The following is a 24,704-nucleotide window of genomic DNA, read 5'->3' as shown; positions in this document are numbered from 1 at the left end:
GTACCCGAGGGTGCGGACCGGGTCAGACGGCGTCGAGCTGTGCGAGTTCCCCGGCGTCCAGGGTGAGTTCGGTCGCGGCGAGGGAGTCCAGGATGGTCTCCGGGCGGCTGGCGCCGGGGATGGGGACGACCACCGGCGACTTGGCGAGCATCCAGGCCAGACACACGCGCTGCGGGCTGACCCCGTGAGCCTCGGCGATCCGTGCGAACGGCGCGTAGGCGGAGCCCAGTTCACGCGCCCGGGAGATGCCGCCGAGCGGGCTCCAGGGCAGGAAGGCGATGCCGAGCTCGTCGCACAGTTCGAGTTCCGGCTCGCTGGAGCGGAAGGCCGGGGAGAACTGGTTCTGCACGGAGACCAGCCGGCCGCCGAGGATGTCGTTCGCCTGCCTGATCTGGCCGGGGTCGGCGTTCGAGATGCCCGCCAGCTGGATCTTGCCCTCGTCCAGCAGGTCCCGGATCGCACCGACGGACTCGGCGTACGGCACCCTCGGGTCGGGGCGGTGGAACTGGTAGAGCCCGATGGCCTCCACGCCGAGCCGGCGCAGGGACGCCTCGCAGGCCTCCTTGAGGTGGCGGGGGCTGCCGTCCAGGGTCCAGCTGCCGTCGCCGGGACGCAGATGGCCGCCCTTGGTGGCGACCAGGACGTCCCGGCCGCGGTCGTGGGAGGAGAGGGCCTTGGCGATCAGGGTCTCGTTGTGACCGACCTCGTGGGCATCCCGGTGGTAGGCGTCAGCAGTGTCGATCAGGGTGACGCCGGCGTCGAGGGCGGCGTGGATCGTGGCGAGGGAGCGTGCCTCGTCCGGCCGTCCCTCGATCGACATGGGCATCCCGCCCAGGCCGATCGCGCTGACTTCGACGTCACCGATGCGGCGGGTCTGCATGTGCTCGTGACCTCTTCCGGTTGTTGCACGGTACCGAATGGCGTTCGGCCCACCGCACATGGGGCGCGGCAAAGCCCAACCGCATTCCAGCCTGGCCCGCCCACGGGCCGCAGTCCAATAGAGGAAAGTGAACGCATTCAGCAGCCGCACCGCTGAATCGCCGCCTCCGCCGGATCTGCTTGCGCGGCCGGCCGGTCGGTGTGCGAGGCTCACTGGCGACCGGTCGCCGCAACGGGCGACGGAGTGGAGAGGCGGCGGCATGCGCACAGGACTGCTCGGTACCGGCCCCTGGGCGGAGATGGCGCACGCCCCCGCCCTGCACGCACATGCGGAGCTGGAGTTCGTGGGGGTGTGGGGCCGCCGTACGGAGGCCGCGAAGCAGCTCGCCGACCGGTTCGGCACGCGTGCCTACGACGACGTCGACGCACTGTTCGCCGACGTGGACGCCATCGCGGTCGCCCTGCCGCCGGCCGTGCAGGCGGAGCTGGCGGTGCGGGCGGCACGGGCGGGGTGCCATCTGCTGCTGGACAAGCCCCTCGCCACGACGGTCGGGCAGGGGCAGGCCGTGGTCGACGCCGTCCAGGAGGCCGGTGTCGCCTCGGTCGTCTTCTTCACCAGCCGCTTCCTGCCCGAGACCGAGGCGTGGATCACCGAACAGGCGGAGGTGGGGGGCTGGTTCACGGCTCACGCCCAGTGGCTGGGGGCGCTGTTCGGCGGTGACAGCGACAGCCCGTTCGCCAACTCGCCGTGGCGGCGGGAGAAGGGTGCGCTGTGGGACGTGGGCCCGCATGCCCTGTCCGTGCTGCTGCCGGTCCTCGGTGACGCCCGGCGGGTGGTGGCCGCGGCGCCCGGTCCCGGCGACACGGTCCATCTGGTCCTCGACCACGCCGGCGGCGCCTCGAGCACCCTGACGCTCAGTCTGTCGGCCCCGTCCGCGGCCTCGTGCGCCGCGGCCGAACTCCGGGGCGCGGCAGGGGTGTCGGTGCTGCCGCAGAGCGCCGGGGGAGCCGTCACCGCGCTCGGACACGCCGCCGACGCACTCCTCGCCGCCGCCCGCACCGGCCGACCACACGCATGCGACGCCGCCTTCGGCCAGCGGGTCACCGAGATCCTGGTCGAGGCCCAGGCGCTGCTGGACGGCGCCACGGGCTGATGCGGCGTCACGATCCCTTCGACGCGGCCTGTTTGGCCACGGCGAGGATCGAGTCGTGCGACTAGCCGCAGACCCGCCCCGCGCCCCGGCACGGTCCTCGAGGGCTGGCCTTCAACCCCCTGCATAGGGCGTGGCCCCGTCGAGCGCAGGAGCTCGGCGCCCGCCTCCACCACCGAGCCGAGACCGGCTCGCGGTCGCCGAGGACGGCCCCGTCGTCCTCGCCGCGAGCGGCGCGCACACAGTCCGCGAGGATACGGCGGACGGGCGCACCGTCCCAGGGCCCTGTTGGAGGACGCGGTCGGGTGACGCGATGTCACGGCTCCTCCGCCGCAGGCTCTTCGACCACAGCGAGACCAAGTCGACCAGCGCCCCCGGCATCACAGCAAGGCCCGGGCCTGCACACGGGCGCGCAGCACGGCTTCGTCGGCCGTCAGGGACGCAGAGTGCTCGGCGACATGCGCGGGCACCTCCCGCTCCGGGGTTCTCCAGGGCCGCTCGGCGCGACCGGCCGGCACGTCCCCCGATCAGCACCACCCGCACGCCACGCGCCTCCGCGTCCCTACGCATGCGCGAACGGTTCGTCGCTCCAGCGGAACCAGGCCCGGTCGCCCTCGATGTGCAGCAGGAACTCGGCAACGGGTCCGTCCGGCGACGACAGGGACACCCGTCTGGTGATCTCGTCATAGGTCGTTTCCCACTCCTGCCAGTGCTCCTCATGGTCCTGGTCCATCAGAGCGAGTTCCCGGGCGAACAGATCCCGGACTGATTCAAAGGCCGGACCGGCGGTGAAACGGCCGGACAGCCATGGAAAGTCGGCGTCGTCGATCAGGATCTCCCCGACCGGTTCCGCGCCGCTGCGCACCCGCCAGACCTCGCCCAGGAACCCCATGCCGCCTCCCCCTTGTCAGCCACCGATGACGCCATTGATCAGCATGCCACCCGGCACTGACAACGGGTCCGGCGTGCGGGCCGCGTCCCGCCGTAGGAGCGTGGTGGTGTGGGAAAGGTGCACCTCCTGTCAGCGCGCCGGCAGGACCACGACCGGCGGGGCTGGCTGCGGGGCGCGCCACCGCCCCGGCTGGTGCGGATGCTCCCGCTCGTCCTGATCGGGGGCATCTGCGCGGCCACCCTGGCCAGCCACGAACCCCTCGACATCGGTTTTCTGCTGGGCGCCATCCCACCGCTTGCCGTCCTCTCGTACGGGCCGCTGGCGACCGCGCTCCTCGGCGGTGCCGTCGTCGCCGTGCTCAACATCCCGGCCTTCCAGCTCAACCACCCCGGAAACACGGACCTGTTGACCATCTCCTTCGTGGCCGTGCTGAGCGTGTTCGTGTCCTATGTGCGCAGCCGCCGCGACGCCCAGCTGGATCTGGAGCGCACCGTCGCGGAGGCCGCGCAGCGCGCCGTCGTCCCCCCGCTGCCCGAGCGGGTCGGCCCGGTCCGCTGCGTGGGCCTGTACCGGGCCGCGCAGCGCGGCACGCTGGTCGGCGGGGACTTCTTCGACGTACGCGAGGGACCGCACGGGGTACGGGCGGTGATGGGCGACGTCCAGGGGCACGGGCTGGCGGCGGTCTCCACCGTCGCCTCCCTGCTGGGGGCCTTCCGGGAGGCGGTGCTGGACCAGCCGGACCTGGAGTCGGTCGCCGCCCGGCTCGACCGCAGGCTGGAGCTGGACTCGGCGTCGTCCCGGTACGCCGAGCTGTTCGCGACCGCCGTGCTGCTGGAGTTCTCGCCCGACGCCAGGTCGGTGCGGATGGTGTCCTGCGGGCATCCGGCGCCTGTGCTGCTGCGCGGCCGGCAGGCCACCGAGATCGAGCTCGCCGCGTGGACGCCGCTCGGTCTCGGCCTGTCCGACGGCGGTCCGAACGCCGCGCTCACGGTGCGGCTGGAGCCCGGCAACAGCTTGTTCCTGGCCTCGGACGGGGTGAGCGAGGCCCGTGACCCCTCCGGCACCTTCTACCCGCTGACCGCCCGCCTTTCCGCACTGGCCGTCGACGACCCGGCCGTACTCGCGGACCGGGTGTGGGCGGATCTCCTGCGGTACTGCCCTGCCGTCGACGACGACGTGACGATGCTCGTCCTCACGCCCGCGTCGCCGGACGGCGGCTGACCTCGGACGCGGGGCCTGCCATCTGGTCGCCCTCGGCGTCGATGTGCGGCATGATCCGGTCCAGCCAGCGGGGCGTCCACCAGGCGTTCGGCCCCAGCAGCGTCATCACGGCCGGAACCATCAGCAGCCGTACGACGGTCGCGTCGATCAGCACGCTCACCGCGAGCCCCAGACCGAGCATCTTGACGACGATGTTGTCGCTGACGATGAAGGCCGCGAAGACGCTCACCATGATCAGGGCGGCGCAGGTGATGACCCGGGCGGTGATCTCCAGGGCGTGGGCGACCGAGGCCTTGGCGTCGCCGGTGCGCAGCCAGGCCTCGTGGACGCGGGAGAGCAGGAAGATCTCGTAGTCCATGCTCAGGCCGAAGATGATCGCGAACATCATCATCGGCACATAGCTCTCGATGGGCACCTTGCCGTGCACGCCGAGCGCGGGCCCGCCCCAGCCCCACTGGAAGACGGCCACCACCACGCCGTACGAGGCACCGATCGACAGCACGTTGAGCACGGCCGCCTTGACCGCGACGAGCAGGCCGCGGAAGACCGCCAGGATGATCAGGAACGCGAGGCCGACCACGACGCCGATGATCAGGGGCAGCCGGCCGGCGACGATGTCGCGGAAGTCGACCTGGGCCGCGGTGGTGCCGGTGACGTACCCGTGGGCCTTCGTTCCGGAGACCCCGTCGGGGAGGGTGTGGTGGATCAGGCGGTTGGTCAGGGCGGTGGTGGAGGCGCTCTGCGGGGACTGCTTCGAGTAGACCGTGCCGACCAGGACGTCGCCGTCCTTGGTGGGTGTCAGGGGCGTGACGGTGGAGGCGCCGGCCACCGCGTTCAGGGTCTTCTGGGCCTGGGAGGAGAGGGCCGAGCGCTGGGAGGACGGTACGGAGGTCTGGTCGATGACGACGGTGAGCGGGCCGTTGGAGCCGGGGCCGAACGCGTCGGTCATCAGGTCGTAGGCGCGGCGGTCGGTGAAGGAGGTGGGGTCGGCGCCGTCTCCGATGTGGCCGAGCTGGATGGAGAGCAGCGGGATGGCGAGGACGACGACGGTCGTGATGCCTGCCGCCAGGAACTGCCAGGGTCTGCGCTCCACACGTTGGGCGTAGCGGTGCCAGGTGCCGGTCGGCTCGGTTCCCGGCTCGGCGTCGGTCTCGGCGACGGGTCGCCGTACGCGGTAGCGGTCGATGCGTCTGCCGATCAGGCCGAGCACGGCCGGGAGCAGCGTCAGGGCGCCGACGACCGCCGAGACGACCGTCATGGCGGCGGCCAGGCCGAGTTTGCCGATGAAGCTCACCCCGGACGCGTAGAGGCCCGCGAGTGCGATGATCACCGTGCAGCCGGAGACGAGCACGGCCCGCCCGCTGGTGGACGTGGCATGGCCCGCGGCATGGACCGGATGCACCCCGTTCATGAGGTCCTGGCGGTGCCGCGTGAGCTGGAACAGGGCGTAGTCGATGCCGACACCGAGCCCGATCATGGTCGCCAGGGTCGGCGAGACGGTCGCGAACGTGAACGCCGCCGCGAGCAGTCCGAGGATCGCGAGGCCGCCGACGACGCTGACCAGTGCCGTGAACAGGGGCAGCCCGGCGGCGATCACGCTGCCGAAGCCGATCAGCAGGACGACGATCGCGACAGCGAAGCCGATCAGTTCGCTCACCCGGTCGTCGGCGGCGGGCCGGCCCAGTTCGCCGAGCGGTCCGCCGTACTCGACCTGGGCGCCGGCCGAACGCAGCGGCTGCACCGCCTTGTCCACGCCGCTCAGGTAGTTGTCGCCCAGGGTGGAGGGCTGGACGTCGAAGCGGACGGTGATGTAGCCGGTCCTCCCGTCGGAGGCGAGGGGGCCGACCTTCGAGGCCGGGGCGGACAGCGGGTTCTGGGCCGACAGGACGTGCGGCAGTTTCTGCACGTCGCCGATCGCGGTGGACATCTGCGAACTCAGCGCGCTGAGGGACTTCTGCCCGTCGTGCAGGACGATCTGGCTGCTGTAGCCGCCCGCCGCCGGGTCGTGCTTCTTCAGGACGTCCAGGCCCTGCTGGGACTGCACGCCCGGCAGGGAGAAGTTGTCGGAGTACTCCCCGCCGAAGGACCGGTTGAGGGTCTGCAGCGCCACGAGCGCCACCAGCCAGGCCAGGATGACGATCACGAAGTGCCTGGCGCACCACTCCCCCAGCCGCCGCAGTACCCCTCCGGTGACGGCCCCCGCGCCCCCCTCGTCGGTGCGGGCAGGTGACACGTCTCTCATTAGACGCCCGTCCTGTCACTCCGGCATCTCGTGGCACTTGTGTGCGCTTCCGGATGCACGCAGCGCTCCCGCGATGAATGGTGTTAGCAGTAGCGATCCTGACCCGAGGGAGCAGAGATCATGCCGACGTTGCAGCCCGACGCGTCCAGGCCGTCCGAGGACCGCGTCACCCCGGACGACCTGCTCCACACCCGTACCGGGACCGAGGTGTCCCCGGAGGACCTCGTCCTCGCGACGGGCAGGGACATCACCCCCCACAACCTCGAGTGGGCCCGGCGCAAGCTGGAGACGGAAGGCCCCGCCGCCATGGAAAAACTGCTGCCGTAGCCGGCGCGGTTCAGTCCGCCTCGACGGGCTCCAGGCACAGCACCGGCACCCGCTGGACGAGGTTGTTGGTGAAGCCGCCGCGGTTCCAGTGCTGCTCCAGCGGCTGGGTGTGTCCTTCGGCATCGGTGGCCCGCGCGCTCAGCACATGCTCGCCGGGGGTCGCCGTCCAGTCGAGGTGCCAGCGGCGCCACGCCCACCGGTGCCCGCCGTCGGGCTCCAGTGCGGCCTCGTGCCAGCTGCGCCCGCCGTCCGTGCTCACCTCGGCCCGTACGAGCGGTGCCCGCCCCGACCAGGCGCGGCCCTCGAGGGTCACCGGGCCGGGCCGCAGCACGCGGGAGCGGGACATGAAGTCCGGGAAGCCGGGCGGGATCAGCAGGGCGCGCGGCTCGATGCGGGTGACCGGCCTGCCCTCGTCGGCGGGGTCCTGCCGCAGCCGGTAGGCAACGGCCTGCTGGAAACCGGTGAACGGCGCGTCGGTGACGGTGATCTCGCGCAGCCACTTCACCTGGGCCATGCCGTACCAGCCGGGCACGATCAGACGCAGCGGGCGGCCGTGCTGGGGCAGCAGCGGGGCGCCGTTCATCGCGTACGCCACCAGGACCTCGGGCTCGGTGGACATGGCCGCGTCCACCGGCAGGGAGCGCTGGTAGTCCTGCTCGACGCCGCGTTCCACGCCGTGGTCGGCGCCGGTGAAGACCACGTCGACGGCATCGGGTGCCACGCCGGCCTCGGCGAGCAGCAGCCGCAGCGGTACGCCGGTCCACTCGGCGGTGCCGACCGCCTCGACGAGCCAGGGCTGGCTGACCGGACGGGGCGTCAGCAGGGCGCGGCCGTTGCCCGCGCACTCCATGGTGACGCGCGTGGTGACCTGAGGGAGGGTGCGCAGTTCGGCCAGGTCCAGCTGGAGCGGCCGGCGGACCCGGCCCCCGACGCTCAGCGGCCAGGGCGTGTCGTCAGGGACGTACGGGATGTCGTAGTGCGTGAGCAGGTAGTGCAGGCCCGGCGGGGTGACGTCGTAGCGCAGCGCCTCGAGCGGGAGGCCGTGGTTGCGGGTGGCGAGCGCCAGTTCGTCCCGGCCGATGCCCTCGTCGGGGGCGGCCAGCCGGGCGGGTGTGCTCGCGTCGGCGAGTCGGTGGCCCATGTCGGCATTATCGCTCCGCCGGGTTGTGCGGCGATGGGGTGTGCCGCGATGTGCCGTCGGTTGTCTGCCGGTTCGTCGTGGTTGATCGCGCCCACGCGGCGGAGCCGCATATCGATGCAGCCCCGCGCCCCTTACAGGGCTCGGCAACTGCCGGGGACGCCCCGTCACTTCGTGGGCGATCGTTGTCCGTTCAGTCTTTCGAAGCGGGGCCCCGGGCTGACAGACTCCGGAGGGTGCCCGACTTCGACATGCTTGTCATCGGATCCGGCCCGGGCGGCCAGAAGGCCGCCATCGCCGCGGCCAAGCTCGGCCGCCGGGTCGCCGTCGTCGACCGCCCCGACATGGTCGGCGGGGTCTCCATCCATACCGGCACCATCCCCTCCAAGACCCTTCGCGAGGCGGTCCTCTATCTGACCGGTCTCACCCAGCGGGATCTGTACGGGCAGAGCTACCGGCTGAAGGAGGACATCACCGTCTCCGACCTGACCTCGCGCACCCAGCACGTGGTCGGCCGGGAGGTCGACGTCATCCGCAACCAGCTCTCCCGCAATCACGTCTCCCTCTTCGCCGGCACCGGCAGTTTCGTCGACCCGCACACGATCGCGCTGCGCGAGGTCACCGGCAACGAACGGCTGCTCAGCGCGGAGCACATCGTCATCGCCACCGGTACCCGTCCGGCCCGGCCCGACAGTGTCGAGTTCGACGGCCGTACGATCATGGACTCCGACAACGTGCTGGCGCTGGAACGCGTCCCGCGCTCCATGGTCATCGTCGGCGCGGGCGTGATCGGCATGGAGTACGCGTCCATGTTCGCGGCGCTCGGCAGCAAGGTGACGGTCGTCGAGAAGCGTGCCGGGATGCTCGACATGTGCGACGTCGAGGTCATCGAGTCGCTCAAGTACCACCTGCGGGACCTCGCCGTGACGTTCCGGTTCGGGGAGACCGTCGCCGCGGTGGAGCGGCATCCGCGGGGCACGCTGACCATCCTGGAGAGCGGCAAGAAGATACCGGCCGACGCCGTGATGTACTCGGCGGGCCGGCAGGGCCTGACCGACGAACTCGACCTGGACAAGGCCGGACTGTCCGCGGACAAGCGCGGGCGGATCACCGTCGACGAGCACTACCGCACCGAGGTGCCGCACATCTACGCGGTCGGCGACGTGATCGGCTTCCCGGCGCTGGCCGCGACCTCGATGGAGCAGGGGCGGGCGGCCGCCTACCATGCCTGCGGCGAGCCGGTCGGGCAGATGCACAACCTGCAGCCCATCGGCATCTACACCATCCCGGAGATCAGCTTCGTCGGCCGGACCGAGGACCAACTCACCGAGGACTGCGTGCCGTTCGAGGTCGGCATCTCCCGCTACCGCGAGCTGGCCCGCGGCCAGATCATCGGCGACTCGCACGGCATGCTGAAGCTGCTGGTCTCCCCCGAGGACCGCACCCTGCTCGGGGTGCACTGCTTCGGCACCGGTGCCACCGAGCTCATCCACATCGGCCAGTCGGTGATGGGCTGCGGTGGCACCGTCGACTACCTGGTCGACGCGGTCTTCAACTACCCGACGCTGGCGGAGTCCTACAAGGTCGCCGCCCTCGACGCCACCAACAAGCTGCGGCAGATCGACCGGATCGGCGACTGAGGGGCCGGTGTCAGCGGTCCTGCTCGGCGTCGGGCAGCTGCGTCTCGTCCTCGACGACGTGGACGGCGGCCTCCTCGGCGCCGGCGGCTCCGCCGTCGATGCCCACGTCGTCGGCGACCGTCTCCTTGGTCGTGTCGGGGTGGGCGCCCTCGTCCGGAGCGACCAGTCGGCCCGCGCGCTCCGTGCCGGCCTCGGGGTCGACGGGTTCGCCCTCGCCCCCGGGGAGGTCGCCGACCTCGTCACCGGCGGGCACGGCAGCGTCGGGGACCTCCTCGGCGAGCCGTTCGTCGAGGCTCTCGCCGGTGCGCTGCTCGGCGGCCGTCGTGCCGTGCTTGGTGACGCCGAGCGGCTTCTCCGGCGGGGAGTAGCCCTCGTCGAGGGTGTCGTCGTAGGTGCGTTCGTCGACGGCGTCCTGCAGGTCGAGCGGCGCCGCGTCCTCCTGCTCCTCGTTCGTCCCGGTGGGCTGGTAGGCGTCGTCGGCCATCGGTTCGGGGCTCGTGCGTTCGCTGCCCATGAATGCCTCCCTCGCGCGCTGCGGCGGGTCGTTCTGAGTACGGTGTCCCGATCCGCGTTTCCCGTTGGGCGCCGTCCAACCACGGCAGTCCCCGGCGGCGCAGGAGGTTACTTCTTGGTCAATCTTGAAAGGTCAAGGAGTAGGGCTATCATCACTCGCACACACGGTGTGACCGAACGACAACGCAGGCAGCCGTGCACTCTCCACCACCCCTTTGTCCATTCGCTGCCCTTGATCTGCTCCGAGGCCAACCCTCGGGGATCCGGGGCGGGTTCATCACCCCCCACCTCCCCCTACGCCGTCGGGGCGGGTCGCCCTCGCGTCGTGCAAGACGGAAAGCAGCGCAACCATGAGCAACAGCAGGGGCAGAGGGCTGCAGGCCAACGCCCTCGGTACGTTCGACACCGTGGTGATGGCCGTCGCGGGCAGCGCCCCGGCGTACTCGATCGCCGCGACCACCGCGGTCCTCGTCGGCGCGGTGGGCCTGGCCAGCCCGGCCGCGCTGCTGTACTGCGCGATACCCATGCTGGGCATCGCGCTGGCGTTCAGCTATCTCGGCCGTATCGACGTGAACGCGGGCGCCAGCTACTCCTGGGTGGGGCGCACCCTGCATCCCTTTCTCGGGTTCATCAGCGGCTGGGCACTGGTCATCTCGGCGACCATCTTCATGGTGGCCGGCTCGCTGCCCGCAGGGTCGATGACACTGGCCCTGTTCGACGACGGCCTCGCCGGCAACACCGCGCTGTCGACGGTGGTCGGCGCGGCCTGGTTCATCATCATGCTGCTCGTGGTGCTCGGCGGCGCCCGGCTCACGGTCCGGGCCCAGCTCGTCATGTCCGGCGTGGAGCTGGCGATACTGGCGCTGTTCGCCGTGCTCGCCGTCTTCCACACCGGCAACGCCCGCGTGTTCGACTGGTCCTGGCTCGGCTTCTCCCACTTCGACGGGGTGTCGGGCTTCGCGTCCGGCGCGCTGGTGGCCGCCTTCTACTACTGGGGCTGGGACGTCACCAGCAACCTGAGCGAGGAGACCCGCAACAGCCGCCGTACGACGGGGCTCGCCGGGCTGATCGGGGTGGGCATCGTCTTCCTGCTCTTCGAGGTGTTCACCATCGCGGTGAACGTCATCCTGACCTCGAAGCAGATCGAGGCGAACGACGCGAACGTGCTGGGTGCGCTCGGTGCGGAGATCTGGCCGGGCTGGGGCGGCAAGGTGCTGATCGTGGCGGTGATGCTGTCCACCATCGCCACCCTGGAGACCACCCTCATCCAGGTCACGCGCTCGCTGTTCGCGATGGGCCGGGACCGTACGATGCCCTCCGCGCTCGGCCGGGTGCACCGTACCTGGAACACGCCGTGGGTGGCGATCACGGTGGTCGGCGCGGTGGCGCTCGCGATGTTCATCGCCTCCAACGCACTGGGCTCCGTGGGTGAGATCCTCTCCGACGCGATCTCGGCGATCGGACTGCAGATCGCCGTGTACTACGGCCTCGCGGGCCTCGCGGTGGTCGTGGCGTACCGCAGGATGCTGCTCAAGTCGCCCGGCAACTTCCTGCTCGGCGGGGTGTGGCCGCTGTTCGGCGCCCTGTTCATGTTCTGGATCTTCGCCGAGTCGCTGAGCTCGCTCGACACCGCGGCGATCGCGATCGGCATCGGCGGGCTCGCCGTCGGACTGGTCCCGATGCTCTGGTACTGGAGGCAGGGCAGCGACTACTACCGGCCCGCCCGCCTGGACGCCAGCCGCACCGTCGAGACGGAGTACGTCCCCGACGAGCTGTCCACCGTGAACTCCCGTGTCCACGAAGGTCTCTCCACCGACTTCTGAGGCAGACCCCGATGGCGAGAGACCGATTCGTTCCCGACTACGACCCCGACTGCGGGGACGCGCCCCTGACCAACGCACGTCACGACATCGTCATCGGCCGCTGGCAGGGCCTCAGGGACCTGCTGCGGAACACCGGCCCGGACTGGCTCGCGCGCGGACACCGCATCCGACTGCTCGCGCAGGCCTGCGCGGGCAGTTCGACCGTGGAGTCCTGGCTCGCGGCCGAGCCCCACAGCGGCGACGCGCTGGTGCTGCGGGCGGCGACGGAGACGGCCCGCGCGTTCAACATGGCGATCGCCGCCGGCCGGGGCGTGCCGATCGACCCGCACCGCATCGACACCGCGGTGACGGCGTGTCTGCAGGCCGCGGAGGCGTACCTGGACGACCCGACGCCGTGGATCTCCCTGATCTCGGTGGCCCGGCTGTACTCCTCGGGGGTGCGCCGGCAGGAACTGTCGCGCTGGTGGGACGAGTTGCACCAGCGCGACCCGTACAGCGTGGAGGGCCATCTGCAGGTCCTGCACTACTACTCGGCGCGCTGGCACGGCAGCCACGGCCTCATGTACGACTTCGCCCGTGACGCGGCCGGAGTGGCACCCACGGGCTGCGCACTGCCGGTTCTGGTGCAGTACGCGCGCGTGGAGGAGTACCGCTACGCCCTCGCTGCGGCGCAGGGCAGCCAGTCCGCGGTGGGCCTCGGGCAGCACTGGAACCACGACGGCGCGGTCAGCGACGTGCGCCGCACCTGGCAGCGGTGGATCATGGGCCGCCCGGACAACGGGATCGCCCCCGGCGAACTGCGCGACCTCAACTACCTGGCCCACGCCGCCTGCAATGCCGACGTCCCGGACGTCGCCGCCACCCTGATGCGGATGCTGGGCCGCCGGGCCACACGAACCCCCTGGTCGTACACGGGAGATCCGGACCAGCAGTTCGTGAGGTGGCGCAAGGAGCTGAAGCTGCGGGGCTGAGGCCTGATCGGGCGGCGGGGCTAGGCCTGGTCCGCGGGCTGCTCCGTGGGTCGGGACAGGCCCGCCGTCCACTTCTCCTCGATGCGGCCCAGCTTCCACACCAGCAGGGCCGCGATCCAGGTGGCGAGGAACAGGCCGACGATGGCGAAGCCCACGGTGTTGAGGTCGAGGCCGGCGATCCAGTCCCAGAACGCGCCGTGCAGAGGGAGCTTCCGGGCCAGCAGGCCGAGGAGTTCGACGGTGCCGATGAGCAGGGCGACGGCGACCGAGAGGCCGGTGACGGTGAGGTTGTAGTAGACCTTGCGGACCGGCTTGGAGAAGGCCCAGTCGTAGGCGAAGTTCATGAACGAGCCGTCGATGGTGTCGAGGAGCGACATGCCCGCGGCGAACAGCACGGGCAGGCACAGGATCGCGTACCAGGGAAGTCCCGAGGCGGCGCCGGAGCCGGCCAGCACGAGCAGGGCGATCTCGGTGGCGGTGTCGAAGCCGAGACCGAAGAGCAGGCCGAGCGGATACATGTGCCAGGGCTTGGTGACCGACTTCATCACGCGGCCCAGCAGGCGGTTCATGAAGCCCCGGTTGGCCAGCTGCTCCTCCAGGGCCGCCTCGTCGAAGTCGCCGGAGCGCATCCGCCGGAACACCTTCCAGATCCCCGCCATGATCACCAGGTTGATGATCGCGATGAGGTAGAGGAAAGTCCCCGAGACGGTCGTGCCGATGAGGCCGGTGATGTCGTGCAGCCGGGAGTCGCCGTCGCGGACCGGTCCGGCCACGGCCTTGACGCCGAAGGAGAGCAGCAGCGCCAGGGCGAAGACGACGCTGGAGTGCCCCAGCGAGAACCAGAAGCCGACCGACAGGGGCCGCTGGCCCTCGCCCATCAGCTTGCGGGTGGTGTTGTCGATCGCGGCGATGTGGTCCGCGTCGAAGGCGTGCCGCATGCCGAGCGTGTAGGCGGTGACGCCGATGCCGACACCGAAGGACTGCGTGCCGACGCTGTAGTGCTCGGGGGCGACGATCCCGACGAGCGTGAACCAGCCGACGAGGTGCAGGGCGAGGACGAAGGCGGCCATCCCGCCGATCCTGGTCCACTCCTCCCGTGTCATCGAGGTGCGGACACGGTGCCAGGCGGAGCCTTCGGCGGTGTCCGGGGCGAGCGGTGGTGCGGTGTCTGGAGCAGCGGTCACATGCGCCATCATCACGCACTTGCAACTCATGTGCAGTAAAGGGCGGGACAGCTCTTCGCCATGGAGGAGGAAAGGCGGACCGCCGCTCAGGGAGCGGCGGTCGGCCCGTCCGGCCGGCCGCGGCGCTGCTCGACCATCTCGCGGCTCAGCGCCTCCGTCTCGGGCTCCGACAGCCGCTCGAAGCCCTCCTCGGTGATCACCGAAACGATGGGGAAGATACGGCGGTTGATGTCCGGGCCGCCGGTCGCGGAGTCGTCGTCGGCCGCGTCGTAGAGGGCCTGCAGGGCGGCCAGGGCCGCTTCCCGCCGGTCCATGCCCTTGTGGAACAGCTTCTTGAGCGCGCCCCGGGCGTACGGCGATCCGGAGCCCTCGGCGTGGAAGTCCGTCTTCTCGTACAGGCCGCCGGCGACGTCGAAGCTGAAGATGCGGCCCTTCTCGCCGTCCGGGGCCGCCTCGTCGTAGCCGGTAAGGAGCGGTACGACGGCGAGGCCCTGCATGGCCTGGCCGAGGTTCTGCCGGATCATCCCGGCCAGCCGCCTCGCCTTGCCGTTGAGGGTCATCGGGATGCCCTCGATCTTCTCGAAGTGCGTCAGCTCGACCTGGTACAGCTTCACCATGTCCAGGGCGAGTCCGACGGAGCCGGCGAAGGCCACGGCGGTGTAGTCGTCCGCGGGGTGCACCTTCTCCAGGTCGCGCTGGGCGATGAGGTTGCCCATCGTGGCGCGGCGGTCGCCGGCGATCAGCACACCGTCGCGGTAGGCGAGCGCCAGCACGGTGGTGCCGTGCGGGAACCTGCCGGGTTCGGCGCGGACACCGTCCGGGAAGGGGGGCCGGGTGGGCAGCAGTTCGGGGCGGTGGGCGGCCAGGAACTCGGTGAAGGACGCGCTTCCCGGAGTGAAGAACTCCTCCCCCAACTGGCCGCCGGTGTCGCTCACTGTCATGCCACTCCCCCTTCTCGTCGGCCGGACATCCGACTCCTACCTGAACCGGCGCCCCGGGAAACGCCCGTCCCGCTCCCGCTCGGACCGCCGGGGCCGCCGGGGCCTCGCATCGGCGAGCCCCGCGCACGCGCCGTCGGTCCCTAGCACGGGCTGCGGTGCAACGGCTGCTGTGGGGCCGGTCGGGACGGCAGTCGGGGGGTTGCGCGGACGACGGGGCCGTCGTCGTCCAGGGTCACGGGGGTTTCGTGGTGGCGGATGGTCAGGGGCGGGCCGGACAGCAGGGTGTACGTGGCCTTGTCGGGGCCGACCTCCACGCGCAGGCGGCGGCCGAGGAGCTGCAGGGAGAAGGCCAGCCGGCTGAACCGCTCGGGCAGCCGCGGGGCGAAGCGCAGCGTGTCGCCGTCACGGCGCAGTCCCCCGAAACCGGCCACCAGGGCCGTCCAGGTGCCCGCGAGGGACGCGATGTGCAAGCCGTCGCGCGTGTTGTGCTGCAGGTCCGCCAGATCCATCAGCGCCGACTCGGCCGTGTAGGCGTAGGCGAGGTCCAGATGGCCGGCCTGGGCGGCGATCACGGCCTGGACGCTCGCCGACAGCGAGGAGTCCCGGACGGTGAGGGGCTCGTAGTAGGCGAAGTTGCGGGCTATGTGCTCGTCGTCGAAGTGGCTGCCGCAGGTGTACATCGCGAGCACCAGGTCGGCCTGTTTGACGACCTGTTTGCGGTAGAGGTCGAAATAGGGGAAGTGCAGCATCAGCGGGTACTGGTCCGGGCGGGTGCGGTCGAAGTCCCAGCGCTGGTAGCGGGTGAAGCCGGCGTGCTGCTCGTGCACGCCGAGTTCGTGGTTGTACGGGATGTGCATGGCCTCGGCGGCGTCCCGCCAGGCCGCGCTCTCCTCGTCGTCGACACCCAGCCGCGCTGCCCGCTCCGGGTACCGCTTGCAGGCGTCCGCGGCCGCCAGCAGGTTCGCGCGCGCCATGAGGTTGGTGTACGTGTTGTCGTCGGCGACCGCACTGTACTCGTCGGGCCCGGTGACGCCGTCGATGTGGAAGGCGCCCTCGTGGTCGTGATGGCCCAGCGAGCGCCACAGCCGGGCCGTCTCCACCAGCAGCTCGATCCCGGCGTCCCGCTCGAACTGCTCGTCCCCGCTCGCCGCCGTGTACCGCACGACGGCGTCGGCGACGGCGGCGTTCACATGGAAGGCGGCGGTGCCGGCCGGCCAGTACGCCGAGCCCTCCGAGCCCTCGATGGTGCGCCAGGGGAACGCGGCGCCGTTCAGACCGAGCTGGGCCGCGCGTTCCCGGGCGGCGGGCAGGGTGCTGTGCCGCCAGCGCAGCGCCTCGGCCACGGCCTCGGGCGCGGTGTAGGTGAGCAGAGGGAGCACGAAGGCCTCGGTGTCCCAGAAGGCGTGGCCGTCGTAGCCGGAGCCGGTCAGGCCCTTGGCGGGGATCGCGCGCTGTTCGGCGCGGGCGCCGGCCTGCAGGACGTGGAAGAGGGCGAAGCGGACGGCCTGCTGGATCTCCTCGTCGCCGTCGACCTCGACGTCGGCGCGCGCCCAGAAGTCGTCGAGATACGCGCGCTGTTCCTCCGCGAGGCCCGCCCAGCCACCGACCGCGGCGGCCGCGAGGGCCGCATCGACCTGGTCGCTCATCGCCGGTTTGGAGCGGGTGGCGGACCAGCCGTGCGCGACGAGCTTCTCCACGCGCAGCCGCTCGCCCGGTTCGAGGACGGAGGTGACGGTGAGGCGGGCGACGTCCTCGTTGCTCTCGCTGCCGGTGGTGGTCGCGTCCGGGCCGGCCACGACGTGGTCGGCGCCCACGGCGACGCGCTGGCCGGTGCGCCGGGTGCGGTGCACGAGGCGCAGCCGGGATCCCTCGGCGAAGGCCTCCTCCGCCTCCAGGGGCGACTGCAGGGCCATGGCCGCCCGTGGGTCGCCCTTGCGCTCGGGCAGCTGCTCGTTGGCGACGAGCTCCGACTGGACGACCACACGCGTGCGCGTGCCGACGGCCTCCACCTCGTAGGCGACGGCGGCGATCGCCCGCTGGGAGAGCGAGACGAGCCGGGTCGAGCGGACGCGGATCGTGGTACCGGCCGGCGAGACCCACTCGCAGACCCGCTCCAGCACTCCCCTGCGCAGGTCGAGGGTGCGCTCGTGGGAGACGAGGCGGCCGTAGCGCAGGTCGAAGGGCTCGTCGTCGACCAGCAGGCGCAGGACCTTGCCGTTGGTGACGTTGATGACGGTCTGTCCGGACTCCGGGTAGCCGTAGCCGGCCTCCGCGTAGGGCAGCGGGTGCAGTTCGTGGACGCCGCCGAGGTAGGAGCCGGGCAGGCCGTGCGGTTCCCCCTCGTCGAGGTTGCCGCGCCAGCCGACGTGGCCGTTGGACAGCGCGAAGACCGACTCGCTCTGCGCCAGGACGTCGAGGTTGAGCTCCGTCTCGCGCACGGCCCACGGTTCGACGGTGTACGACCGGTGGGTGATCACGCCCGGCCTCCCAGCTCGGCGAGGTCCTGCACGACCACGTCCGCGCCGTGTGCGTACAGCGCGTCGGTCTGTCCCACGCGGTCGACACCGACGACGTATCCGAAGCGGCCGGAGCGGCCGGCGTCCATGCCGGCGAGGGCGTCCTCGAAGACGGCCGCTCGCGACGGCTCGATCCCGAGGTCCCGGGCGGCCTCGAGGAAGGTGTCGGGGTTTGGTTTGCCGGGCAGTTTGCGCTCGGCCGCCACGACACCGTCGATGCGGACCTCGAAGAGGTCCTCGGCGTGGATCGAGCGCAGCACGTCACGGGTGTTGGCGCTGGAGGAGACGATCGCGGTGCGCAGACCCTGGGCCCGTACGGCCTCGATGTAGCGCAGGGTGCCCTCGTAGGCCTCGACGCCCTGGGTGCGGATCCTCTCCAGGAGCAGGACGTTCTTGCGGTTGCCGAGCCCGTGGACGGTCGCCTTGTCGGGCGGGTCGTCCGGGGAACCCTCGGGCAGTTCGATGCCCCGGGAGGCGAGAAAGGTGCGCACGCCGTCGGCGCGGGGGCGTCCGTCGACGTACTCGTCGTAGTCGGCAGTGGCGTCGAAGGGCCGGAACCGCTCGCCGTCCCGCTCGCGCAGGAACGCGTCGAAGGTCTCCTTCCAGGCGGCGGCGTGCACGACGGCCGTCCGGGTCACGACCCCGTCGAGGTCGAAGAGGCAGGCCTGGATGTCTTCGGGGAGACCGAGCTGCGTCATACGGGTCCGGTTCCCCTTTCGGGGGCATCCAGCTTGTGGCGCACGCCACACCGTTCAGTCGTGCGGGAACGAGTGGTGCTCGTGTGCGACCAGCCAGCGTCCGTGCTCCTTGCGCAGACCGAGCGTCAACCGCAGCCGGACGGTAGGGCGTTCGGCCAGCTCCTCGGGTGTGCCGCAGCGCAGCAGTGCGTGCGCGTAGGCGACGTCGGTGCCGGCCGTGACGTCGAGGGACTCGATGTCGAAGCGGGCACCCTGCGCCTGCCACTCGAAGAACGGCGGCCAGGCCGCGCGGTAGGCGGCGAGGCCGTGCAGGCCCTCGTGCGGCGGCGGGACGTCGTACATCACGATGTCCTCGGTGTGGTGCGCGAGGACGCCCTCGAGGTCGCCCCGGTGAACGGCCTCGGCCCACTTCGTGATCAGTGCGCGGATCTGCGCCGCGTCGTCGGGCACGGCACGCTCCCTTCCCGTACGGACCTGTGTCGGCCTGTAGGAGTACGACTCCCCGCCCGGCCGGAAATCATCGCCGCCGGACGGGTGACACACTCGGCTGTGTGCCGCTGACTTTCGACGACCTCCTCACCCGTGCCCGCGCCCTCGCCCGCCCCGGGCGGCGGGCGGTCCTGGGCATCACCGGCAGCCCCGGCGCCGGCAAGACGACGCTCGCCGAGAACCTCGTGCGGGAGCTGAACGGCACCGGGGAGCCCTGGGTCGCGCACGTCCCCATGGACGGTTTCCACCTCGCCGACATCGAGCTGGAGCGGCTGGGCCGACGGGACCGCAAGGGGGCGCCCGACACTTTCGACGCGGCCGGGTACGCGGCGCTGCTGGGCCGCCTGCGCGAGAGCGAGGAAGGCGAGGTGGTGTACGCGCCGGGGTTCGAGCGGGTGCTGGAGCAGCCCCTTGCGGGCGCCGTCGCGGTGCCGCCGACGGCCCGGCTGGTGGTGACCGAGGGCAACTACCTGCTGCTGGACACGGGGGCCTGGCCCCGCGTGCGCGGCCGGCTCGACGAGGTGTGGTTCTGCGAACTCGACGAAGCGGAGCGCCTGCGGCGGCTGATCGCCCGGCACGAGGAGTTCGGCAAGGGACACGAGGAAGCGGTGGAGTGGGTGCTGCGCAGCGACCAGCGCAATGCGGAGCTGGTCGCCGCGACCCGCGACCGGGCGGACCTGGTGGTGCCGGTGGGCGACCTCGCCCTCAAGAGCTGACGGCGCGCAGCGTCAGCTGCGGCTCCCCCCGCTCGTCGTCTGCGCCGATCACCGCGGTGAATCCGGAGGTTGCAATGCGCAGCCCGTCCCCGTCCCGCTCGACGGACACGGTGAGCGGCGCGGCGGAGCCGTATCGTACGGCGAACACATGCAGGTCGTCCGGTGCGCCCGGGATCGGGCCCGCCTCCAGGGCGGTGGAGCTCACCAGGTGGCGCCAGCCCTCGTCGGGGTTGCCGTAGCCGCGCGGGTCGGCGGCGAGCGCGAACGCCGCCTGCTCCTGGGTGAGTTCCGCGCGGGCGTCGAAGTGCTCCGGGGCCTGCGCCTCCGGATGCGTCAGACGGAGGGTACCCGCCGACGCCACCGCGCCCTCGGCCGTCCGGCGCACCCGGTCGCCGTCGTCGGCCGCGTAGGGCAGTCCGGCGAGCAGATACGGCTCTTCGGGCAGGCGTTCCACGGCGACCGTCGTCCACAGGCTCGTGCCGTCGGTGACGTACAGGGACCGCACGTGCCGCAGGACGTGGTCGCGGCCGACCACCGGCTTGGTGACCAGCTTCGCCGCCAGAGCGTCGGTGCGCAGGTCTTTGACCCGGACCTCGCCCATGGGACGGCAGAACACGAATCCGTCCAGCACCGGGCCGAAGCCGTGCTGGCGGTTCACGGCCGCCGGCAGGTAGTAGGTGCCGCCCGCCTCGACGACCGACGGGGTCATACGGTCGTCGAAGGCCACCGAGACGGTGCCCGCCCGCAGTTGGTGGCGCACGGGCTCGGCCGAGGGCGTGCGGTGCCAGCGGGTGGGGTCCTGGATCTGCCAGACGAGCATCCAGGCGAAGTGCCCGTCGACGCCGCCGTCGGGCCCCGCCGCGTGCCGCGCCCAGCGGCTGTCGCCCCGGTAGCGGCCCAGGTCGGAGCCGATACGGCGGCTGAAGTAGCGCAGGCCGAGGACCGATTCGAAGGCGGAGTGCTGCTCGCTGTAGCGCGGGCCGCCGTTGTCGAAGCCGCCGTTCGTCAGGCGGGCGTCGATGTAGCGGGCGAGCGCCTCGCCGTCCTCGGCGAACATCTCCTCCCCGCTGACACGATGGGCCTGGGCGAGGAAGGACAGGGAGATCGGGCCGTAGTTGTTGTCGTACGCCCCGCCGTGCTCGGGCGGCAGCAGCGCGCCCCGGTCGGCGATCCGGTGGTCGCGGATCTTCTCGACGTACAGCTCGATCGCGCGGGCGCGGACCGATTCGGCTTCCTCCGGCGGAAGATGGCGGGCGAGCATCAGGCCGCCGACGACACAGCCGATGGCCTGGTTACCGGCCTCCTGCGGGTTGAAGAACGTCGCCTCGGTGAGCCAGCGCCAGTATCCGCGGGCCATGTCGAGGAGTTCGGCGCGCTGCGCCTCCTCGACGAGACCGTCGGCCGCGTCGAGGAGGTTCACCGCCTGGAGCAGCGCCCACACCGTGCTCGGCCAGTCGCCGATGGGATGGACACCGGCCGCGAGGGTGTAACGGGCGTACGGCAGGCTGGAGTTGCGGACCCTGAGGTTCGGGTAGCCGGGGTTGTCGTCGGTGTACACCCGCTCGCGCAGATGGAAGGCGAGGCTGCGGCGGACCGCCTCGGGCAGTCGGTCGTCCTTGGTGCGCTGCCAGGCGAAGGCGAGCAGTGAGGTGATGCCGAGGGAGGTGTCGCCGATGTCGTCGAGGCAGTCGGGGTGTTCGAGGTTGCCCTCGGGGGTGAGGCGCGCGAGGGCCTGCTCGGTGATGTCGGCGAGGACGGCGTCGTATGCCTCCGGGGTGTCCGGCAGGTCGTGCAGCGGCCCGAGCTGGCGTGGGAGGTGCAAGGAGATCAGCCCTTCATGCCTGAGAGGTGGCGCGCACTGTGAGGGTCAGTGTCTGCGGTCCGTGTCCGCCGAGGTAGACGCGGTTCCCGGTCGTCGCGTCGGTGCCGCCGACCACGGTGTAGTCCTGCCCCGGGTCGTAGCGCAGTACGTCGCTGCGGTCCGGTCCGGCGAGCGGTTCGCCCGTCTCGACGGCGGCCTCGACCCGGATCTCGTCGTCGCCGACGCGGTAGGTCAACGGCTCGGTCGTCAGGCACCAGCGTCCGTCGCCGAGCGGTACGGCGCCCTGCGGCTCGCCGCCCGGCCGGAAGGTCAGTTCGAGTGCCCAGGGCACCGATGGGCCGCCGATGTCGATCCGCAGGTCGGCCCCGTCCTCCCGCAGGTCGACCTCGACCCGGGTCGTGTGGGAGACCTCGTCCTGAGGGCGGTCGGGGAACGCCATCGCAGCGGAGAAGCGGCCCTCGTCCACCAGACGGTAGGCGCCGTCGTCGCGCCTGAGGTCCTTCGGGAGCGGCTGGTAGTAGGCGGTGGTGAGGGTCTGGGTGAGCCGGTAGCGGTGGTCGGCGAGCTGTTCCATGTCGGCGGCGCGGAACGGGCCCAGGTCGAAGAACACCCGTGAGAGGCGGACCGCGTCGAGGACGGCGGCACCGGCGAACAGGCGCAGGAAGGTGGGGTTGCAGGCGAGGCCCGAGCGGATGCGCCGGTGTTCGGGCACGTCGGAGCCGCCGTACACCACGGTGTGCGCGGTGGCCGAGGCATGGACGGCGAGGCGTGCGGTGGGGAGGTACCGGTCGCGCGGGAGCTTCTCCGCGTCCGGGACCGGCAGGGCGCGGCACAGATCCGGGGTGAGGAGGGTCTGGGCGAGCAGGTCGGGGTCCTTGATGCCGTCGGCGGCCGCCAGGCGGGCCGCGCGGGCGAAGTCGCCCCGGCCGGTGCGGACCGCGAGCAGCCGGTAGTGCGGCAGGTAGGGCCAGAGCGCGAACGACTGCCTCTGGTCCTGGCGGCGCGAGTGGACGGTCTCCACGGTGCCGTCCGGCCTGATCAGGTCCAGGGTCGTGGCGAGGTTGCGTTCGACGGCGTCCAGCAGGTCGCTGCGCCCGAGCACCTCGGCCAGCAACAGCAGCGACGGGTTGGTGACGATGGCCGCGTAGACGGCGCTGCGTTCCGAGTACAGGCCGTCCGCGTCGATGTCGACGCCCTCGGCGAGCCACTCCTCGACACGGGCGAGCAGCCGGTCGTCCGGGAACGACCGGTGCAGCCGGGCCAGCGCCGCGGACAGCTCCCAGCGGTGGTTCGGGGTGTGCACCCCGCCGGTCAGGAGAGGGCCGGTGGCGGCGACGGCGATCTCGGCGAGCGCCGCCGTGACTTCGTCCAGTTCCGGTCCCGCGCCCGCGGCGAGGACGTGCGCGTCGCACACGTCGTTGACGGTGAACGCGGAGTCCGGCGGCGACTGCACGTTGTCGCCGCCCGCGAAGAGGCCGGAAGCCGTCTGCAGGGACCGCAGGGCACCCAGGTGGGTCAGCGCGGCGTCGACGGCCCGCTCGCTGCCGTGCAGGGCCGACTCCGGCGAGCGGTACGCCGCGACCAGGGTCTTCACCCGCCGGGCCAGGGCGCGGTGCGGCCCGATGAATTCCGCCGACGGGTCGGCCGCGAGCAGGGCGGCCGACCCGTCGGCGGCGACCGCCACCGCGCGGACGAACTCGTGGTCGAGCGGCGTGGGCAAGGTCAGTCCTTCAGTCCGGCGTTGATGTCGGCGCCCATGACGTAGCGCTGGAAGACCAGGAAGATCACGATCAGCGGGATCATGGAGATGACCGAGGCGCCGAGCAGGACCGACCAGTTGATGTTCTGCGCGCCGACGATGCTCTGGATGCCGATCTGCACGGTGAACTTGTTGGGGTCGTTGAGCATCAGCAGCGGCCAGATGTAGTCGTTCCACCGCCACTGGAAGGACAGGATGGCGAGGGTCAGCATGATGGGCCGGGAGAGCGGCACCATGATCCGCAGGAAGATCGACAGTTCGCGGGCACCGTCGATGCGGGCGGCCTCCACGAGTTCGTCGGGGACCGTCAGGAAGAACTGGCGGAACATGAAGCATCCGGTCGCGGTGAGCACGGCCGGGAAGATGATGCCGGCGAACGAGTTGTAGAGGCCGAGGTTGCGGACCACCAGGAACTCCGGCGCCAGCATGACCTCGCCCGGCAGCATCGTGGTGGCCAGGATGCAGAGGAAGAACGCCTTCAGCCATCTGTTGTCGTACTTGGCCAGGGCGTACCCGGTGCAGCAGCTCACTCCCACCGTGAGGATCGTCGTGATCACACACACGATGGTCGTGTTGATGAAGAACTGGGAGAAGTTGGCACTGCGCCAGGCCGTCAGGTAGCCCGACAGGGTGGGGTGGTGCGGAATCAGCGTCAGCGGATAGGAGAACAGGTCGCTGGCCGGCTTGAGGGAGCTGAGGATGAACCACAGCACCGGCAGCCCGTAGAGGCACGCGAGAATCCACAGCAGGGTCGTCGCGGACACCGCCTGCCGGATCCCGCCGCTCGCCGCGCCGCGGGTCCGCTTCCTGGAAACGGTCCGTCCGGGACCGGCGTCGACCTTGCGGGGCATGTCTGTGGTTGTCATCGGTTCTCCACCCGCCGGTTGACGATCAGCTGCACGACCGCGACGGCCATCAGGATGAGCATGAGCACGAACGACGCGGCGCTCGCGTAGCCGATCTGGCCCCGTTGGAAGCCGGTCTGGTAGATGTACTGGACAAGGAGGTTGTTCGACGTTCCGGGTCCGCCGTTGTTGAGGGAGACGAACACCGGGTATTCCTTCATCGCGTTGATCGTGTTGAGCAGGATGACGATGAAGGAGGTCGGTGCGATGCTCGGCAGCGTGATGCTGAAGAACTGGCGCCATGGTCCGGCGCCGTCGAGCGATGCCGCCTCGTAGTACGACACCGGCACGTTCTTGATCGCCGCGATGAACAGCAGCATCGTGAAGCCCGTCCACATCCAGGACGCCGCCATCACCACGACGAGCAGCGACAGGTCCGCGTTCGACTGCCACGGGACGGCACTTCCGCCGAGCTTCTCGATGACGTAGTTGACCAGGCCGAAGTTCTCGCCGAACAGCCAGCGCCACAGGACACCCACGACGATGGGCGACAGCAGCCACGGGATGAAGAAGATGACGCGGGCGACCGAGGTGCCCTTGGCGTGCTTGTTCACCACCAGGTTGGCGGCGAGCAGTGAGAGCGCGAAGTTCAGCGGTACGAAGAGCACGGTGTACAGGAGCGTCCGGCTCAGTGCGTCGTAGAACGTGGAGTCCCCGAACAGGTTGTGGTAGTTGTCCAGTCCGATGAACTGGAACGCGCCCACACCGGTGTAGTTCGTGAAGGAGTAGACGAGCCCGATCACGGCCGGCCAGACGAAGAACAGCGCGAACAGCACGACATTGGCCGCGATGAGGACGAGGGGCGCAAGGGTGTACTTACTGCGTCTCCTGGGCGGGCTCGCGGACACGGCCGAGGCGCGTTTTGTCATCTTCCTGA

General features: G+C 71.0%; 21 protein-coding genes. 7 read left to right on the top strand and 14 right to left on the bottom strand.

The genetic code is table 11. The features are described 5' to 3' along the window. Positions 1–22: 22 nt before the first annotated feature. Complete coding sequence (locus tag ACIBW9_RS27735; protein ID WP_398959503.1) at positions 23–880, bottom strand: aldo/keto reductase; 858 nt, start codon at positions 878–880, stop codon at positions 23–25. 259 nt (positions 881–1,139) lie between these two features. Between ACIBW9_RS27735 and ACIBW9_RS27730 the strand changes: the two genes are divergently transcribed. Continuing rightward, on the top strand, positions 1,140–2,033 hold the full coding sequence (locus ACIBW9_RS27730) for a Gfo/Idh/MocA family protein (protein ID WP_398959501.1): 894 nt from the start codon (positions 1,140–1,142) through the stop codon (positions 2,031–2,033). 559 nt (positions 2,034–2,592) lie between these two features. Here ACIBW9_RS27730 and ACIBW9_RS27725 read toward each other — a convergent pair. Then, positions 2,593–2,922, bottom strand: a complete 330-nt coding sequence (locus ACIBW9_RS27725) for a hypothetical protein (RefSeq protein ID WP_398959499.1) — start codon at positions 2,920–2,922, stop codon at positions 2,593–2,595. Between the two features lie 198 nt (positions 2,923–3,120). Between ACIBW9_RS27725 and ACIBW9_RS27720 the strand changes: the two genes are divergently transcribed. Further along, the gene (locus ACIBW9_RS27720; RefSeq protein ID WP_398959705.1) at positions 3,121–4,143 is read left to right on the top strand and encodes a PP2C family protein-serine/threonine phosphatase; all 1,023 of its coding nucleotides are present in this window, start codon (positions 3,121–3,123) and stop codon (positions 4,141–4,143) included. Here the strand turns inward: ACIBW9_RS27720 and ACIBW9_RS27715 are convergent. Further along, a complete protein-coding gene (locus tag ACIBW9_RS27715; protein WP_398959497.1) occupies positions 4,115–6,385 on the bottom strand; it encodes an MMPL family transporter in 2,271 nt (756 codons plus the stop codon). The genes ACIBW9_RS27720 and ACIBW9_RS27715 overlap by 29 nt on opposite strands. 120 nt (positions 6,386–6,505) lie before the next feature. Between ACIBW9_RS27715 and ACIBW9_RS27710 the strand changes: the two genes are divergently transcribed. Beyond that, positions 6,506–6,712 (top strand): hypothetical protein, encoded by a 207-nt coding sequence (locus ACIBW9_RS27710; RefSeq protein ID WP_115911539.1) that lies wholly within the window; start codon positions 6,506–6,508, stop codon positions 6,710–6,712. Positions 6,713–6,722: 10 nt separating this feature from the next. Here the strand turns inward: ACIBW9_RS27710 and ACIBW9_RS27705 are convergent, their stop codons facing one another. After that, positions 6,723–7,853, bottom strand: coding sequence for a sulfite oxidase (locus ACIBW9_RS27705; protein ID WP_398959494.1), 1,131 nt, complete (start codon positions 7,851–7,853; stop codon positions 6,723–6,725). A 233-nt stretch (positions 7,854–8,086) separates the two neighbouring features. Here ACIBW9_RS27705 and sthA point away from each other — a divergent pair, with 233 nt between their 5' ends. Continuing rightward, positions 8,087–9,490 (top strand): Si-specific NAD(P)(+) transhydrogenase, encoded by a 1,404-nt coding sequence (gene sthA, locus ACIBW9_RS27700; RefSeq protein WP_351482573.1) that lies wholly within the window; start codon positions 8,087–8,089, stop codon positions 9,488–9,490. Between the two features lie 10 nt (positions 9,491–9,500). Here sthA and ACIBW9_RS27695 read toward each other — a convergent pair whose 3' ends face one another. Next, a complete protein-coding gene (locus ACIBW9_RS27695) occupies positions 9,501–10,004 on the bottom strand; it encodes a DUF5709 domain-containing protein (RefSeq protein WP_398959492.1) in 504 nt (167 codons plus the stop codon). A gap of 349 nt (positions 10,005–10,353) precedes the next feature. Between ACIBW9_RS27695 and ACIBW9_RS27690 the strand changes: the two genes are divergently transcribed. Further along, a complete protein-coding gene (locus tag ACIBW9_RS27690; protein ID WP_398959490.1) occupies positions 10,354–11,826 on the top strand; it encodes an APC family permease in 1,473 nt (490 codons plus the stop codon). Positions 11,827–11,837: 11 nt separating this feature from the next. After that, positions 11,838–12,797 (top strand): hypothetical protein, encoded by a 960-nt coding sequence (locus ACIBW9_RS27685; protein ID WP_398959488.1) that lies wholly within the window; start codon positions 11,838–11,840, stop codon positions 12,795–12,797. 20 nt (positions 12,798–12,817) lie between these two features. Here ACIBW9_RS27685 and ACIBW9_RS27680 read toward each other — a convergent pair whose 3' ends face one another. The 5 genes from ACIBW9_RS27680 to ACIBW9_RS27660 form a co-directional block, all read right to left on the bottom strand. Next, a complete protein-coding gene (locus ACIBW9_RS27680) occupies positions 12,818–13,981 on the bottom strand; it encodes a HoxN/HupN/NixA family nickel/cobalt transporter (protein ID WP_398959487.1) in 1,164 nt (387 codons plus the stop codon). Positions 13,982–14,067: 86 nt separating this feature from the next. Beyond that, positions 14,068–14,922 (bottom strand): proteasome subunit beta, encoded by an 855-nt coding sequence (gene prcB, locus ACIBW9_RS27675; protein WP_398959485.1) that lies wholly within the window; start codon positions 14,920–14,922, stop codon positions 14,068–14,070. Positions 14,923–15,062: 140 nt separating this feature from the next. Beyond that, a complete protein-coding gene (locus ACIBW9_RS27670) occupies positions 15,063–17,399 on the bottom strand; it encodes a glycoside hydrolase family 65 protein (protein ID WP_398959483.1) in 2,337 nt (778 codons plus the stop codon). Further along, positions 17,396–18,136, bottom strand: a complete 741-nt coding sequence (locus ACIBW9_RS27665) for an HAD family hydrolase (protein WP_398959482.1) — start codon at positions 18,134–18,136, stop codon at positions 17,396–17,398. Before ACIBW9_RS27665 ends, ACIBW9_RS27670 begins: the two co-directional genes overlap by 4 nt. 54 nt (positions 18,137–18,190) lie before the next feature. Continuing rightward, entirely contained in the window at positions 18,191–18,586 is a 396-nt protein-coding gene (locus tag ACIBW9_RS27660; RefSeq protein ID WP_398959480.1) for a YybH family protein, read from the bottom strand. Positions 18,587–18,687: 101 nt separating this feature from the next. Here ACIBW9_RS27660 and ACIBW9_RS27655 point away from each other — a divergent pair, with 101 nt between their 5' ends. Beyond that, positions 18,688–19,341: a nucleoside/nucleotide kinase family protein gene (locus ACIBW9_RS27655; RefSeq protein ID WP_398959478.1), complete on the top strand. Its 654-nt coding sequence runs from the start codon at positions 18,688–18,690 to the stop codon at positions 19,339–19,341. Here the strand turns inward: ACIBW9_RS27655 and ACIBW9_RS27650 are convergent. The 4 genes from ACIBW9_RS27650 to ACIBW9_RS27635 are packed head-to-tail and all read right to left on the bottom strand — an operon-like array spanning position 19,331 to position 24,696. Continuing rightward, a complete protein-coding gene (locus tag ACIBW9_RS27650; protein ID WP_398959476.1) occupies positions 19,331–21,163 on the bottom strand; it encodes a hypothetical protein in 1,833 nt (610 codons plus the stop codon). The two genes, ACIBW9_RS27655 and ACIBW9_RS27650, sit on opposite strands and share 11 nt — an antisense overlap. Before the next feature lie 13 nt (positions 21,164–21,176). Beyond that, the gene (locus ACIBW9_RS27645) at positions 21,177–22,883 is read right to left on the bottom strand and encodes a hypothetical protein (protein WP_398959474.1); all 1,707 of its coding nucleotides are present in this window, start codon (positions 22,881–22,883) and stop codon (positions 21,177–21,179) included. A 2-nt stretch (positions 22,884–22,885) separates the two neighbouring features. Further along, positions 22,886–23,788 carry a carbohydrate ABC transporter permease gene (locus tag ACIBW9_RS27640; protein ID WP_398959472.1) on the bottom strand — a complete coding sequence of 301 codons (903 nt, stop codon included), beginning with the start codon at positions 23,786–23,788 and terminating at the stop codon, positions 22,886–22,888. Next, positions 23,785–24,696, bottom strand: a complete 912-nt coding sequence (locus ACIBW9_RS27635; protein ID WP_398959470.1) for a carbohydrate ABC transporter permease — start codon at positions 24,694–24,696, stop codon at positions 23,785–23,787. The genes ACIBW9_RS27640 and ACIBW9_RS27635 overlap by 4 nt, the downstream gene beginning before the upstream one ends. Positions 24,697–24,704: the final 8 nt, after the last annotated feature.

It is taken from the genome of Streptomyces sp. NPDC049541 (genome assembly GCF_044465725.1).
Classification (GTDB): Bacteria; Actinomycetota; Actinomycetes; order Streptomycetales; family Streptomycetaceae; genus Streptomyces.
The sequence above is the reverse complement of the archived record's forward strand: the minus strand, read 5'-3'. Positions and strand labels throughout refer to the sequence as shown.

Excerpts from the sequence above, each read along its gene's own strand:
- ACIBW9_RS27735 (WP_398959503.1), bottom strand. The coding sequence starts at position 880 with ATGCAGACCCGCCGCATCGGTGACGTCGAAGTCAGCGCGATCGGCCTG.
- ACIBW9_RS27730 (WP_398959501.1), top strand. The coding sequence starts at position 1,140 with ATGCGCACAGGACTGCTCGGTACCGGCCCCTGGGCGGAGATGGCGCAC.
- ACIBW9_RS27725 (WP_398959499.1), bottom strand. The coding sequence starts at position 2,922 with ATGGGGTTCCTGGGCGAGGTCTGGCGGGTGCGCAGCGGCGCGGAACCG.
- ACIBW9_RS27720 (WP_398959705.1), top strand. The coding sequence starts at position 3,121 with ATGCTCCCGCTCGTCCTGATCGGGGGCATCTGCGCGGCCACCCTGGCC.
- ACIBW9_RS27715 (WP_398959497.1), bottom strand. The coding sequence starts at position 6,385 with ATGAGAGACGTGTCACCTGCCCGCACCGACGAGGGGGGCGCGGGGGCC.
- ACIBW9_RS27710 (WP_115911539.1), top strand. The coding sequence starts at position 6,506 with ATGCCGACGTTGCAGCCCGACGCGTCCAGGCCGTCCGAGGACCGCGTC.
- ACIBW9_RS27705 (WP_398959494.1), bottom strand. The coding sequence starts at position 7,853 with ATGGGCCACCGACTCGCCGACGCGAGCACACCCGCCCGGCTGGCCGCC.
- ACIBW9_RS27695 (WP_398959492.1), bottom strand. The coding sequence starts at position 10,004 with ATGGGCAGCGAACGCACGAGCCCCGAACCGATGGCCGACGACGCCTAC.
- ACIBW9_RS27690 (WP_398959490.1), top strand. The coding sequence starts at position 10,354 with ATGAGCAACAGCAGGGGCAGAGGGCTGCAGGCCAACGCCCTCGGTACG.
- ACIBW9_RS27685 (WP_398959488.1), top strand. The coding sequence starts at position 11,838 with ATGGCGAGAGACCGATTCGTTCCCGACTACGACCCCGACTGCGGGGAC.
- prcB (WP_398959485.1), bottom strand. The coding sequence starts at position 14,922 with ATGACAGTGAGCGACACCGGCGGCCAGTTGGGGGAGGAGTTCTTCACT.
- ACIBW9_RS27665 (WP_398959482.1), bottom strand. The coding sequence starts at position 18,136 with ATGACGCAGCTCGGTCTCCCCGAAGACATCCAGGCCTGCCTCTTCGAC.
- ACIBW9_RS27640 (WP_398959472.1), bottom strand. The coding sequence starts at position 23,788 with ATGACAACCACAGACATGCCCCGCAAGGTCGACGCCGGTCCCGGACGG.
- ACIBW9_RS27635 (WP_398959470.1), bottom strand. The coding sequence starts at position 24,696 with ATGACAAAACGCGCCTCGGCCGTGTCCGCGAGCCCGCCCAGGAGACGC.